At 67.1% G+C, this 13,767-nt stretch carries 11 protein-coding genes; 6 read left to right on the top strand and 5 right to left on the bottom strand.

Going from position 1 to position 13,767, the window contains the following annotated elements:
* The first annotated feature begins 154 nt into the window (after window positions 1-154).
* Complete coding sequence (locus E0W80_RS02720; protein WP_131491204.1) at window positions 155-1,528, top strand: family 1 glycosylhydrolase; 1,374 nt, start codon at window positions 155-157, stop codon at window positions 1,526-1,528.
* The gene (locus E0W80_RS02715) at window positions 1,525-2,760 is read left to right on the top strand and encodes an MFS transporter (RefSeq protein ID WP_131491203.1); all 1,236 of its coding nucleotides are present in this window, start codon (window positions 1,525-1,527) and stop codon (window positions 2,758-2,760) included. Before E0W80_RS02720 ends, E0W80_RS02715 begins: the two co-directional genes overlap by 4 nt.
* Here the strand turns inward: E0W80_RS02715 and E0W80_RS02710 are convergent.
* From E0W80_RS02710 to E0W80_RS02690, 5 genes are all read right to left on the bottom strand, one after another.
* The gene (locus tag E0W80_RS02710) at window positions 2,755-3,486 is read right to left on the bottom strand and encodes an alpha/beta hydrolase (protein WP_131491202.1); all 732 of its coding nucleotides are present in this window, start codon (window positions 3,484-3,486) and stop codon (window positions 2,755-2,757) included. The genes E0W80_RS02715 and E0W80_RS02710 overlap by 6 nt on opposite strands.
* 72 nt (window positions 3,487-3,558) lie before the next feature.
* A complete protein-coding gene (locus tag E0W80_RS02705) occupies window positions 3,559-5,268 on the bottom strand; it encodes an ABC transporter family substrate-binding protein (RefSeq protein ID WP_131491201.1) in 1,710 nt (569 codons plus the stop codon).
* Window positions 5,269-5,384: 116 nt separating this feature from the next.
* On the bottom strand, window positions 5,385-7,313 hold the full coding sequence (locus tag E0W80_RS02700) for an ABC transporter ATP-binding protein (RefSeq protein ID WP_131491200.1): 1,929 nt from the start codon (window positions 7,311-7,313) through the stop codon (window positions 5,385-5,387).
* Complete coding sequence (locus E0W80_RS02695; RefSeq protein ID WP_240740438.1) at window positions 7,310-8,224, bottom strand: ABC transporter permease; 915 nt, start codon at window positions 8,222-8,224, stop codon at window positions 7,310-7,312. Before E0W80_RS02695 ends, E0W80_RS02700 begins: the two co-directional genes overlap by 4 nt.
* A gap of 1 nt (window position 8,225) precedes the next feature.
* Window positions 8,226-9,209, bottom strand: coding sequence for an ABC transporter permease (locus E0W80_RS02690; protein WP_131491199.1), 984 nt, complete (start codon window positions 9,207-9,209; stop codon window positions 8,226-8,228).
* A gap of 256 nt (window positions 9,210-9,465) precedes the next feature.
* Between E0W80_RS02690 and lepA the strand changes: the two genes are divergently transcribed.
* The 4 genes from lepA (at window position 9,466) to hemW (ending at window position 13,764) form a co-directional block, all read left to right on the top strand.
* The gene (gene lepA / locus E0W80_RS02685) at window positions 9,466-11,319 is read left to right on the top strand and encodes a translation elongation factor 4 (RefSeq protein ID WP_047519933.1); all 1,854 of its coding nucleotides are present in this window, start codon (window positions 9,466-9,468) and stop codon (window positions 11,317-11,319) included.
* Between the two features lie 2 nt (window positions 11,320-11,321).
* Window positions 11,322-11,816, top strand: a complete 495-nt coding sequence (locus tag E0W80_RS02680) for a DUF1990 family protein (protein WP_205802292.1) — start codon at window positions 11,322-11,324, stop codon at window positions 11,814-11,816.
* Between the two features lie 77 nt (window positions 11,817-11,893).
* Window positions 11,894-12,547 (top strand): DUF1990 family protein, encoded by a 654-nt coding sequence (locus E0W80_RS02675; RefSeq protein ID WP_047519935.1) that lies wholly within the window; start codon window positions 11,894-11,896, stop codon window positions 12,545-12,547.
* Window positions 12,547-13,764, top strand: a complete 1,218-nt coding sequence (gene hemW / locus E0W80_RS02670; protein ID WP_131491198.1) for a radical SAM family heme chaperone HemW — start codon at window positions 12,547-12,549, stop codon at window positions 13,762-13,764. Before E0W80_RS02675 ends, hemW begins: the two co-directional genes overlap by 1 nt.
* The last annotated feature ends 3 nt before the right edge of the window (window positions 13,765-13,767 follow it).

The following is a 13,767-nucleotide window of genomic DNA, read 5'->3' as shown; positions in this document are numbered from 1 at the left end:
GTGAGGGAAGAACCCACACGCAAGCCAAGAGTCGAGTCTACCAGCAGACGGGGCGCTCGCGCGAAACGGCGAGCAGAATGCGAAACTCGGTCGCGCAATCGATGGTACCGGGTGCAGAATCATCACTGTCCCGACATCGATGTCAAGGAGCCCCATGATCCCTGCACGTGATCGTCCGTCTGTGCCCGTCGGGCTCCGTTGGTCCGCAGCGACCTCGGCCTTCCAGATCGAGGGGGCCCGTCCCACGGGGTCGACCGGGCGCTCCATCTGGGACGACTTCCTCGAACGGCCGGGCGCGATCATCGACGGGTCGACGGCGGACCCTGCATGTGACAGCTACCGACGACCGGAGTCCGACGTGGCCCTCGCCGCGGGGCTGGGCCTCGACCGTTACCGGTTCTCCATCCCGTGGGCACGCGTGCAACCCGGAGGTCGGGGCTCGGGGGACCGCGCGGCGCTCGACCATTACTCCCGGCTGGTTGACCACTTGCTCGAGGCCGGGGTCGCACCGTTTCCGACCCTGTTCCATTGGGAGATGCCCAGCGAGGTCGAGGCCGACGGTGGCTGGCTCCAGCGCGACACGGCCGAGCGCTTCGCCGACTACGCGACCATCGTCGCCGCCCGTCTCGGCGATCGCGTCGAGCAGTGGTACACGCTCAACGAGCCGGCGATGACGACGTTGCAGGGGTATGCGGTCGGCGCGCTCGCTCCCGGGAAGGAACTGCTCTTCGGCGCCCTGCCCACCGCCCACCATCAGCTCCTCGCGCACGCCCGTGCGGCTACGGTGCTGCACGGCCACGGCGCCGCCTCCGTCGGCCTCGTGAACAATCACACCTGGGTCCTCCCGCTCCGCGACACCGCCGAGGACCACCAGGCCGCCGCCGTGTACGGCGTGATCCACAACCGCGTTTTCAGCGAACCGCTCCTCGCCGGCCACTATCCGGATCTCGAGGCACTCGGGCTGCCACCGCTGCCCGTGCGCGACGGGGATCTGGAGGAGATCGCACGGTCGATCGACTTCTACGGCATCTACTTCTACAACCCCACGACGGTCACCGCTGCGGCGGAGGGAAGCCCGATACCGTTCGACATCGTGCCGACCCCCGGCGTCCCCGTCACCGGCTTCGGACCCGAGTGGCCCATTATGCCCGGTGCCCTGCGCGATCTGCTGATCGACCTGCACACGCGGCATCCGCATCTCCCGCCCGTGATCATCGGAGAGAACGGGGCGTCCTTCCCTGAGCCCGAGCGGGCTGCGCTCGTGGACGACACCGATCGCATCGACTATCTCTCAGGTCACATCGCGGCGGTTGGCGAGGCGATCGACGCCGGGGTGCCCGTCGAGGAGTACACGGTGTGGTCGCTCCTGGACAACTGGGAGTGGGCCGACGGGTACACCCAACGGTTCGGATTGGTGCACGTGGACTTCGAGACGGGCGAGCGCACACCCAAAGCGTCGTACGAGTGGTATCGCGACCTCATCGCGCGGTCGCGGGCGGCTTCCATCGCCGCGGAGGAGGCGCGGTGACCGGCGTCTCCGGCCCCCGCACGGTCAAGGCGGGCGCACGATGGATGTCGGTGTTCACGCTGGCGTGGCTCGCGATCTGGACGGTGCAGCTCACCCCCGTGCAACTGCTGCTTCCTCTGCAGCTCGACACTCCCGAAGACGACTGGATCCGCGGCGTGGTGTCTTCGGGGCTCGTCCTCGGGATCGGGGGACTCGCCGGTATCGTCGCGGGTCCCGCCGCCGGGGCGCTCTCTGATCGTGCGGCCGCGGGACGCCACCGCCGACGCCCCTGGGCCCTCGGGGGCGTTCTGCTCACCGCCGTGTGTCTCATCCTCACCGGTTTCGCCGAGGGACCCTGGGCCGTGGGCGCGGGCTGGGTCGGTGTGTCGATCGGCGTCGCCGTCTCCTCCGCAGCTTTCACGGCGCTCATCGCCGACCAGCTGCCCTCGACGCAGCGCGGCGCGGCGTCCGCAGCGGTGGGATCGAGTCAGGCGGTGGGCATCGTGCTCGGTGTCGGACTGGTGGTACTGCTCGGGCTCGACGTCCGCGCCGGCTATCTGCTGCTCGCCGCGGTGATCGCCGTCGTCGGCACCGGTGCGGCCCTGCTGCTGCCCGACCCGCCGAGTACCGAGGCGCTGCGGCCGAAACCTGGCGGACGCCGACCGCTCGCCTCCCTCCGCGACCGCGACTTCGCTTGGATGCTCTCGGGACGCCTCGTGACGAACGTCGGCAATGCTCTCGGCACCGCGCTGTTCCTCTTCTTCCTCTTGCATGGTCTCGGTCAGCCGACCGCTGCCGCTCAGGACAATCTCCTGCTGCTGATCGTGGTGTACACCGTGTTCGTCGTGCTCGCTTCCGTGGTCACCGGCATCGTGTCGGACCGGACAGGGAACAGGCGCACGCTCACCGTCGCCGCAACCGTCGTCCAGGCGGCCTCGGGCGTGGCGATCGCCCTGGTGCCCACGTTCGAGATGACCATGGTGGCCGCGGCTCTCATGGGATTGGGGTACGGAGCCTTCTCGACGGTCGGTCTCGCGTTCGCGGCCGACCTGCTCCCTGACGCACAGGATCACGCCAGGGACCTCGGGATCGTCAACGTCACCGCAGCCCTGGGACAGCTGATCGGACCGGTGCTCGGTGCGGCACTGGTCGCTCTCGTCGGCGGCTTCTGGCTCGTCTTCGTCGCTGCTGCCGTGCTGTCGCTGGTGGGAGGACTGCTCACCGCGTTCGCGCGCAAGCCGTCGCGCTCATGAGCCGGGCTGCTCCTCTTCCACCGTCGCGATGGCCAGCTGCAGCACGGCATTGAAGACCCGTGGCCGCATCGCCGTGACCAGGTGCGTCGTGCGGGGCACGATGAGGAGCTCCGCATGGGGCGCGAGACGTCGGAACAAGGACTCGTTCAGACGCAGCTGGTCGTACTGCCCGTTCACGAACCAGAGCGGGACCGCGATCCGGGGGACCGCGGCGGCGATGTCCAGCGCGGCGAGGCTGCGCAGCGCCGTGTCCTGCATGTCCAGCGCATATCCACCGGCGGCGAAGTCGGATCTGGTCTCCGTGGGGATGGTGGCCTCGAGGACGCGACCGGTCAGCCACATACCGCGATCGGGGAGCGAGTCGACCGCCCGGGCGAAGAGGCGATAGGCGCGAAGTCCCGCACCGTGGGGGAGCGAGGTGCACGACGCCGCGACGAGCGCGGCCACCGGCGGTCGCTGTGCCCCGCCGACGTAGGCGAGACACAGCAGCCCACCCATCGAATGCCCCACGAGCACGACGGGGCCCTTCTCCGCTGCCGCACGTACGGCGGCATCGATCGTGTGGAGCGCTTCGTGCAGCGTGAAGTCCTCGTCCATGCGGCTCCCGTGCCCGGGGAGATCGACCGCGGTCGACGCATACTCCTGCTCGTCGAGATACGTGGTCTGTGCGCGCCACATCGTCGCGGACGTGCGGATGCCGTGCACGAGGACGATCTGGGTGCTCACGCGAACAGCATAAAGAAAGCGGGGCCGGTGGATGAACCACCGGCCCCGCTTCGACGCGAACGTCAGAGGATGTTACTTCTCCCAGCCGACGTTCTCGACGGGCTGGATGCCGAACAGGTCGAGACCCACGTAGGGCTCCGGCGTCAGGTTGGCGAGGCCTTCCTGGACCGTGTAGATCTGCGGGCCGTTGTACAGCGGGATCAGGCCCCAGCGCTTGTAGATCTCGGGCTCGAGCTCCATCGCGGCTGCGGTCTGAGCCTCGGGGTCGGACTGCGACTCGACCTTGTCCTTGATCTCGGCGTCGAGTTCGGCGTCACCGACACCCGACAGGTTGAGACCCGAGTCCGAGCAGTACAGCTGGCAGAACCAGGCGGCACCGAACGGGTCGGACGAGGTGAAGCGGAGACCGGAGACATCCCAGTTCTTCGAGGTGTAGTCCGAGGAGAACTGGCTGGCGGGACGGACCTCGACCTGGACGTCGATGCCGACCTCCTTCTCCTGCGCCTGCAGCGACTGCGCGAGAGCCTTCTGCGTCGCCGTGTCGCTCCAGATGGGGTAGACCACCGAGAGCTTCACGCCGTCCTTCTCACGGATGCCGTCCGAACCCTCGGTCCAGCCGGCCTCGTCGAGCAGCTTCTTGGCACCCTCGACATCGAACTCCCAGCCCGCGGCCTTCATCGAGTCGGTGTAGCCGGGCTGGAACGAGAACAGGGTCAGCGAGCCGGCCGGGTCCTCTTCATAGCCGAGGCCGTTCCACGCGATCTGCTTCTGCTGGTCGATGTTGATGGCCTTGAAGAACGCCTCGCGGACCTTGACGTCCTCGAACTGCGGCTTGGAGGAGTCGACCTGCAGGATCGTGTTGGCGGTCTGCTGCGCGCGGTAGACCTTGGCACCGTCTACGTCCTTGACCTGGTCGATGAGCTCCTGGGAGCCCGTCTCCACCATGTCGACCTCGCCGTTCTTGAAGGCGTTGACGCCGGCCTGGCCGTCCATACCCGTCATGGTGACCTTGTCGAGCAGCGGAGCGTCGCCCCACCACTCGGGGTTCGGCTTGAACGAGATGTAGCCCTTGGTCGCGTCATACTCGTCGACCGTGTAGGGACCGGCGCCCCACTCCGGGTGCGGGTTCTCGATCATCGCTTCGTTGAAGGTGTCCGGGTCTGCGAGTGCCGGGTGGATGACGCCACCGTTGAAGGGCATCTGCGGCCAGGCGAACTCGCCCTTGAAGGTGACGATCGCCGTCTTGGCGGTGTCGCCCTGCTCGACGGACTCGATGTCCTTGTACCCGTCGGTGGCGTTCGGGTTGAAGCCCTCGTCGTAGGAGCGGTTGGCCTTCCACGTGGCGTCGATGGCGGTCCAGTCCATGTCCGTGCCATCGTTCCAGTGGGCCTCGTCGGTGAACGTGAAGGTCAGGACCGTCTTGCCGTCCTTGACTTCGTGCTTCCACTCGTCGAGGTAGTTGTCGTTCTTGTACTGCGTGCCGTCCGGCTCCATCAGGATCAGCTGCGGCGTGTACCACGCGGCGATGCGTGCGGTGTCGGCGCTGCCGTCACTGTTGAAGGCGTTCAGCTGCGGCGGCACCTCACGGATCGCGAAGTTGACCTCGCCACCCTCCTGGAGGTTCTCGCGAGGCTGCGGGTTGTAGTCCGCCATCTCGACGTCGGTCTTCTCGCCGTTGTCGCCACTGTCGCCACTGCCGCTGTTGCCGGCAGCGCACCCGCTGAGCGCGAGTGCGAAAGCGCCGGTGAGTGCCAGCGCTCCCATCAGCTTGTACTGCTTCATGGTGCTCCTTTCGCCTTTCGGCGTGTCATAAGGGGAGAATAGTTCGTCCAGCATTCCGGCATACCGGACGACGGTGAATGCCGCCTAACCGTTATCGGACGGTGACCCACCTCCGGTCAGGAGACGTTCGACAGGCCCGAGGTGGTCTCCGGGTCGAAGACGATCCGCTGCCGCGTCCGCTCGATGTCGGGGTCGGGGACCGGGATCGCGGACAGCAGCGCCTTGGTGTAGGGATGCTGGGGGTTGTCGAAGACGTCGTCCACGTCGCCGTGCTCCACGAAGTCGCCCAGGTACATGACGGCGACCCGATCCGCGATGTGACGCACCACGGAGAGGTCGTGAGCCACGAAGAGGTACGACAGGCCGAGCTTGACCTTGAGATCGTCCAGGAGGTTGATGACGCCCGCCTGAATCGACACGTCGAGCGCCGACACCGGCTCGTCGAGCACCACGATCTTGGGGTTCGTCGACAGTGCGCGGGCGATGCCGATGCGCTGCCTCTGCCCGCCGGAGAACGCCTGCGGGAACCGATCGCGATGCGCCGGGTTGAGGCCCACGAGATCCATCAACTCACCGACGCGTCGGTTCACCTCCGCCTTCGGGGTGCCGATGGCCGTCAGCGGCTCGGAGATGATGTCCGCGACCGTCATGCGCGGGTCGAGAGCACCCATCGGGTCCTGGAACACGATCTGGATGTCGCGCCGCAACGCCCGCTCCACCTTGTGGCTGCGGATGTCGTTGACACTCGTCCCGGCGATGACGATGTCACCCTCGGACTGCTTGACCATGTCCATGATCTGCAGCAGCGTCGTGGTCTTCCCGCTCCCGGACTCGCCCACGATCGCCATGGTCTCGCCTTCGCGGACGTCGAAGCTGATGCCCTTGACGGCATGCACCTCGCCGACCTTGCGCTTGAGGAAGGCGCCCTTCAGCAACGGGAAGGTCTTGGTGAGGTTCTTCACCTCGAGCGTGATGGGACGCTCCTCGCGGGGCAGGCGGGTGAGTTCGCTCTCCGGCGCCTCCCTGACCGGATACACCGGCAGCCCGCCGAGCATGCCGCCGTCCTCGATCTCGTTCGAACGGATGCAGGCAGCGCGATGTGCCTCGCCTCCGCTGGTCAGGACGGGGAGGAGCTCCGGCTCACGCGTCCGGCACGCATCCATCACGATCGGGCAGCGGTCGGCGAAGGGGCAGGCGTCGGGGAGGTTGATCAGGAGGGGCGGGTTACCCACGATCGGGGTGAGCGGCTCCTTCTCGGCCTTGTCCACGCGGGGGATCGCGCCGAGGAGGCCGATGGAGTACGGCATCCTCGTCTGGTGGAACAGCTCGCGGACGGGGGCCTGCTCCACAGGCTTGCCGGCGTACATCACCATCACATCGTCGGCGGTGCGGGCCACCACGCCCATGTCGTGCGTGATCATCATGACAGCGGCGCCGGTCTCGGCCTGCGCCTTGTCGATCAGGTCGAGGATCTGCGCCTGGATCGTGACGTCGAGCGCGGTCGTCGGCTCGTCGGCGATGATCAGCTTCGGGTCGTTCGCCATCGCGATCGCGATCACCACGCGCTGACGCATTCCTCCGGAGAACTCGTGGGGGAACGCCTTCATCCGCTTCTCGGGCTCGGGGATGCCCACGAGCTTGAGAAGATCGATCGCCCGGGCGTTCGCCTCCTTGACGCTGAGGTTGCGATGCACCGTGAGTGCCTCGATCAACTGGGACCCGATCGTGTACACGGGCGTCAGCGAGGTCAGCGGATCCTGGAAGATCATCGAGATGCCGTTGCCGCGGATCCTGGAGAGCTGTGCGTCGGTCTTTCCGAGGAGCTCCTGTCCATCGAACAGGATCGAGCCGGAAATCTTCGCGTTCTCGTCGAGCAGGCCCATGACGGCCAGTGAGGTGACGGACTTCCCGGAGCCGGACTCACCGACGATGCCGAGGGTCTTGCCGGCCTCCAGATCGAAGGAGACGCCGCGAACGGCATCGACGCGGCCGGCTTCGGACGCGAAGCTGACGGTGAGGTCGCGGACGGACAGTACGGGGCTCATGCGCGGCCTCCTGCAGCCGAAGTGGGGTCGAGCGCGTCACGCAGGCCGTCGGCGATCAACGCCATCGACACGGTCAGCAGCGTGAGCGCCAACGCCGGGAAGTAGAACAGCCACGGGGAGCTCGTGATCGACGTACTGCCCTCCCCGATCAGCGATCCGAGGGAGACATCCGGGATCTTCACCCCGAAGCCGATGAACGACAGGCCGGTCTCCAATGTGACGGCGGCGACGATGCCGAGCGTGAAGTTGATCACGAGCAGCGAGCCGATGTTGGGGACCAGGTGTCGCAGGACGATGCGTGTGCCGCGGACGCCCATGTAGCGCGCCGCCTGCACGTACTCCCGCTCGCGAAGCGACAGAGCCATGGTCCAGATGATGCGTGCGGGGAAGAACCAGGTCACGAAGATCATCACGAGCGCGATCACCCACCAGACGCCGCCGGACTCGTTCGAGATGACCGACAGCATCAGGAAGGTGGGGACCACCATCATGAAGTGGATGACCAGCAGGGCGATGCGTTCGAACCAGCCGCGGAAATAGGCGGCAGCCGTGCCGACGAGGGCCGACAGGATGGTGGTTCCGACCGACACCGTGACTGCGATCATGAGCGAGCGCTGCAGCCCGATCGCGGTCTGGGTGTAGGTGTCATTGCCGGCGCCGTTCGTTCCGAACCAGTGCGCTGCGGAGGGCGGCGTGCTCAGCGCGAGGAAGTCCATATCGTTGACGGCGTACGGGGAGAACACCGGGGCGAGTGTCGCGAACAGGATCAGGACGAGCAGGACGACGACGCCCCCGACGGCCGGCTTGTTGCGCATGTAGCGGCGCGTGTAGAGCGTCCACTTCGAGAGGGACTTGCGGGGAGCTGCCTCGGTGGACGGCTCGACCAGCGGATCGATCATTTCGGTGGTCATATCAGCTCACCCTCACTCGCGGGTCGAGGACGACGACGACGATGTCCGCGAGGACCGCGCCGATCGCCGTCAGCACGGCGCCGAACGCGGCGACCGCCACCACGCCGTTGATGTCGTTCTGGTTGATGGTGTCGAGGAAATAGCGACCCATGCCCTGCCAGGCGAAGATCGACTCGGTCAGGATCGCGCCGGTGAAGATCGTCGGGATCGTGAAGGCGACCTGGGTCGCGACCGGGATGAGCGACGTACGGAGGGCGTGCTTGCGCACCGCCTGGGCTTTGGTCAGTCCTTTGGCGCGAGCGGTGCGCACGTAGTCCGCGTTGATGTTGTCCAACAGGAGCGAGCGCTGGAGGAAGTGGTACTGGGCGTATCCGACCAGCACGAGAGCGATCGTCGGCAGCGTGACGTGCTGGAGTGCATCGATGATCGTCGGGAAGAATCCGGTCACGCCCGGGCTGGAGGAGCCGGTGACGTAGAAGATCCGCACCCCTGTCCACTCGTTGAGGGCGATCGCGAGAAGAACGACACCGAGACCGGCGACGATGATGTTCAGGTTCATCGTGATGATCGAGGTCGCCTGCCCGATGCGGTCGGCGAGCTTGTACTGGCGGGACGCGGTGTAGACACCCAGCCAGATGCCGAGCACGGCGGCGATGATCGTCGCACCGAGCACGAGCTCCGCGCTGACCCACATGCGGTAGGCGACCTGCTCGTTGACCGACTGCCCGGTGGGGCTCGTGCCCCAGTCCCAGCGGAACAGGATGCCGCTGAACCAGTTCCACCACCGCTCCATGAGCGGCACGGTGTCGCTGAGGTTGCGCGGGATCAGGACGTTGTCGATCTGCTCCGGCGTCAGGGGTGGGCGTCGCCCCACGTAGTTGCTGCGCGGGTCGAGGAATCCCCACGCGAGGAAGAACGTGAGGTTCGTCGCGACCACGATCATGAGCAGCCAGCCGAGTGTTCGGCGCAGGAGGTACTTGATCAAGGGGTCAGTCTTTCTCTTCTACAGACGCGCTCGGGATCAGCCGACGCAACGCTGAGTCAGTTGGATTACGGAATCGCCATCCACCGAACTCTGCGATGCGACAACCGCCACGGGGTCTGTGATGGAGTCTTATCGCTTGCGGGATCCGGTGTCACGGAATTTCCCAGGCAACTTCGGGAGACTATCACCGGAATGCTGGAATCCGGGAATACCGGAATCGGGGATTCGCATCGCCTCACCGTAGAATCGGGGGGACATGTCCCCACGCGCTCTCACACCTCTCCAGCCTGCCTCGACGCCGGCTGCGCAGATCCGCAATTTCTGCATCATTGCCCACATCGACCACGGCAAGTCGACGCTCGCCGACCGGATGCTCCAGATCACCGGCGTCGTCTCGGACCGAGACATGCGGGCCCAGTACCTCGACCGCATGGACATCGAGCGCGAGCGCGGGATCACCATCAAGAGCCAGGCGGTTCGGATGCCGTGGGAGCTCGACGGTCAGACCGTGGCCCTGAACATGATCGACACCCCCGGCCACGTGGACTTCACCTACGAGGTCTCGCGTTCCCTCGCCGCCTGCGAGGGAGCCATCCTGCTCGTCGACGCGGCGCAGGGAATCGAGGCGCAGACGCTCGCGAACCTGTACCTCGCGCTGGAGAACGACCTCCACATCATCCCGGTGCTGAACAAGATCGACCTGCCGGCCGCCGACCCCGAGAAGTACGCGAAGGAGCTGGCCTCGCTCATCGGAGGCAAGCCCGAGGATGTGCTGCGCGTCTCGGGCAAGACCGGCGTCGGCGTCGAGGAACTGCTCGACCGGTTGGTCCAGGACATCCCGGCTCCGGTCGGCGACGCGGATGCGCCCGCCCGCGCGATGATCTTCGACTCGGTGTACGACGCGTACCGCGGTGTCGTCACGTATGTGCGCATGGTGGACGGCAGCCTCTCGCCGCGCGAGCGCATCCAGATGATGTCGACCGGGGCCAACCATGAGGCGCTCGAGGTCGGCGTGTCGAGCCCGGAGCCGACCCCGACCAAGGGGCTCGGCGTCGGCGAGGTGGGCTACCTGATCACAGGTGTGAAGGACGTTCGCCAGTCGAAGGTCGGAGACACGATCACCACGTCTCGGAAGCCGGCATCGGAACCTCTGCCGGGGTACACCGACCCGAAGCCGATGGTCTTCTCCGGTATCTATCCGATCGACGGCAGTGACTACGCGGAACTCCGCGAGGCTCTCGACAAGCTCAAGCTCTCGGACGCCTCGCTCCAGTACGAGCCCGAGACCTCGGTCGCGCTCGGTTTCGGTTTCCGCTGTGGTTTCCTCGGTCTGCTCCACCTGGAGATCGTCACGGAGCGCCTCGCCCGCGAGTTCGGACTCGACCTCATCACGACCGCGCCCAGCGTGATCTACGAGGTGCTCACCAGCGACACGGGCGAGACGGTCACCGTGACCAACCCGAGCGAGTACCCGGACGGGCGTATCGGATCGGTCTCGGAGCCCATGGTGAAGGCCGCGATCCTGCTGCCGAAGGACTACGTCGGCACCGTGATGGAGCTGTGCCAGTCGCGCCGCGGCACCCTGCTCGGAATGGAGTACTTCTCCGAGGAGCGTGTCGAGCTGCGCTACAACATGCCGCTCGGTGAGATCGTGTTCGACTTCTTCGACCAGCTGAAGTCCAAGACGCAGGGCTACGCCTCTCTCGACTACGAACCCTCCGGACAGCAGGAAGCCGACCTCGTCAAGGTCGACATCCTCCTCCAGGGCGAGAAGGTCGACGCCTTCAGCTCGATCGTCCACCGGGACAAGGCCTACGCCTACGGCACGATGATGGCCGAGCGCCTGCGCAAGCTCATCCCTCGTCAGCAGTTCGAGGTCCCGATCCAGGCGGCGATCGGCGCGCGCATCATCGCCCGTGAGACCATCCGGGCGATCCGCAAGGACGTGCTGGCGAAGTGCTACGGCGGCGACATCACCCGTAAGCGCAAGCTCCTCGAGAAGCAGAAGGAGGGCAAGAAGCGCATGAAGATGGTCGGCCGCGTCGAGGTCCCCCAGGAGGCGTTCATCGCCGCGCTCTCGGGAGACGTCGAAGGCAAGGACAAGAAGTAGTCGTGCCGCTGCCCGCGTATCCGCGGGGGATGACGCGTCATCCGCTCGTCGCCGTGCCCGAGGGCATGCTCGGCGAGGAGAACTCGACCACCGTGGCACCGGCGGTACGCGACGCGGTCGCGGCGCTGGTGAGCACGTGGGAGTTCAAGCGGCGCGCGGGTTTCGAGACACCTGCGGGTGCACCGATGCCTGAACTCGAGGGCGTGCTCGCCAAGCGTGTCTTCGGCATCCGCCTCGCGGAGCCCGTGCGCGTCGTCTGGGCCGACGCGAGTGGTTTCGGTTACGAGACCCGTCCGGGGCATCCGATCTACGGCGAGGAGTCGTTCCGGATCGACGAGCGGGGCGTGTTCACCGCCCGGTCCGTCTCGCGCCCTTCGACCTGGTTCTGGCGGATGCTCGCGCCTGCGCTGCGGAGGATGCAGCGCTCGACCCACGCCGAGTACGTCCGGATCGTCCAGGAGGCGGCCAGGGCAGCGGAGGCGGAGAGCCCGCGCTGAGCGGTTCGGAGCCGGCATGTGACCTCGTGCGGCGCGTGGGGGTGTTCGCTCAGGCAACGCGAAGTAGGGTGGAGGTCATGCGGCGCGGGACTTTCCGAGACGACACGGTGGACTATGCGGCCGTGGGTGCGACCCATGCGCCCGATCTGATGCACTACCCGCCGGAGCGCAGCATCCCGGCGGAGGAATCCTGGCGGATCGGCAGCGGCGTCGAGCGGTTCCAGACCGCCGGGGAAGCTCTCCTGTCCTGGACGGCGCAGCGCGCTGCCGGGCTCTCGGTCGAAGACGTGCGGCCGGCACCCGGACCCGCATACGCGGGCGTGAGCTTCGACGCCGAGGGGAATCCGATCGCCCCGAGCAAGCGCGATGTCGAGCCCCGCTACGACGCCGAGGGCATGCCGTTCGTCGGTGCAGGGATGACGTTGCACCTGCGCGGACGAGTCGCGGGGATGCGCGCCGACGCCGAGCTCCGCGTGATCTCGGTCACGGAAGAGACCCGGCGCATCGGATTCGTCCTCGGCACCGTCGGCGGGTCCGTCGTCAGCGGTGAGGAGTCGTTCGACGTCGACTGGCGTGAGGACAACGACGAGGTGTGGTTCACCGTGCGAGCGTTCGACGCACCGAACGCCCTCATCTACCGGACGATTCCCGCCCTCATGAAGCGTCGTCGCCGCGAGCTGTTCGCGCGCTACCTGCGGGCGATCTCGCCGCTCTACGCGACCCCCGTCTGATGGCGGGACCGCTCCCTCTCGGAGATCCGGCGCCGACGGACGGGCATCTTCCCTCCGACATCGTGATCGACCCGAACGTCCCGTTCTCCGCCTACCTGCACATTCCGTTCTGCACCGTGCGCTGCGGTTACTGCGACTTCAACACCTACACCTCGACCGAGCTGCGCGGGGCGAAGCAGGAAGACTACGCATCGACGTTGATCTCCGAGATCGCGCTCGCCCGTCGGGTGCTGGCTGATGCCGGGGCACTGCGTCCGATGGACACGGTCTTCTTCGGGGGTGGCACTCCGACACTCCTCCCCGCGGGAGATCTCGCCCGCATGCTCGAGGCGGCGACCGGAGCCTTCGGCCTCGCGGACGGGGCGGAGGTGACCGTCGAGGCGAACCCCGACACCGTGACCCCCGCGGTCGCCCGCACACTCGCCGACGCCGGCGTCACGCGGATGTCGGTGGGCATGCAGTCCGCCGTTCCCCACGTGCTCGCGGCCCTCGATCGCACGCACCGCCCCGAGAACGTGCGCACCGCGGTGGCTGCGGCGAAGGACGCCGGACTGGCGGTGAGCGTCGACCTGATCTACGGTGCACCGGGGGAGTCGCTCGCGGATTGGGAGGCATCTCTCGATGCGGCACTCGACCTCGAGCCCGACCACATCTCGGCGTACGCGCTCATCATCGAGGACGGCACCAAGCTCGCGCGCCAGATTCGTCGGGGCGAGGTCCCGACGCCGGACGATGACCTGCAGGCCGACATGTACGAGCTCGCCGATGCCCGCCTCGGGGCCGGGGGTTTCGATTGGTACGAGGTGAGCAACTTTGCGCGCACTCCGGATCGACGCTCGCGGCACAACCTGGCCTATTGGCGGGGGACTGACTGGTGGGGGTTCGGCCCCGGTGCGCACAGCCACGTGGCCGGTCTGCGGTGGTGGAACGTGAAGCACCCGGCCGCCTACGCGCAGAGGCTCGCGGCATCCGAGTCGCCGGCGGCGGGAACCGAGCGCCCCGATGTGGAGTCGCGCACGCTGGAGCGGATCCTGCTGCTCAGCCGGATCCGCGAGGGGATCGCCGTCGATGAGGTGCCCGCCGGGAACCGGAGCCGGGTCGCGGGCCTCATCGCCGATGGCCTCGTCGACCCTGCGGCCGCGATCCGGGGGCGCATCCAACTGACTCTGCGAGGGCGGCTCCTCGCAGATGCCGTGGTACGTGCGCTGACCGACTGACGC

Origin of the sequence: Microbacterium sp. PI-1, from assembly GCF_004337555.1 — a bacterium.
In the GTDB taxonomy this organism is placed as follows: Bacteria; Actinomycetota; Actinomycetes; order Actinomycetales; family Microbacteriaceae; genus Microbacterium; species Microbacterium aurugineum.
This window is presented reverse-complemented; position numbering and strand designations above follow the sequence as displayed.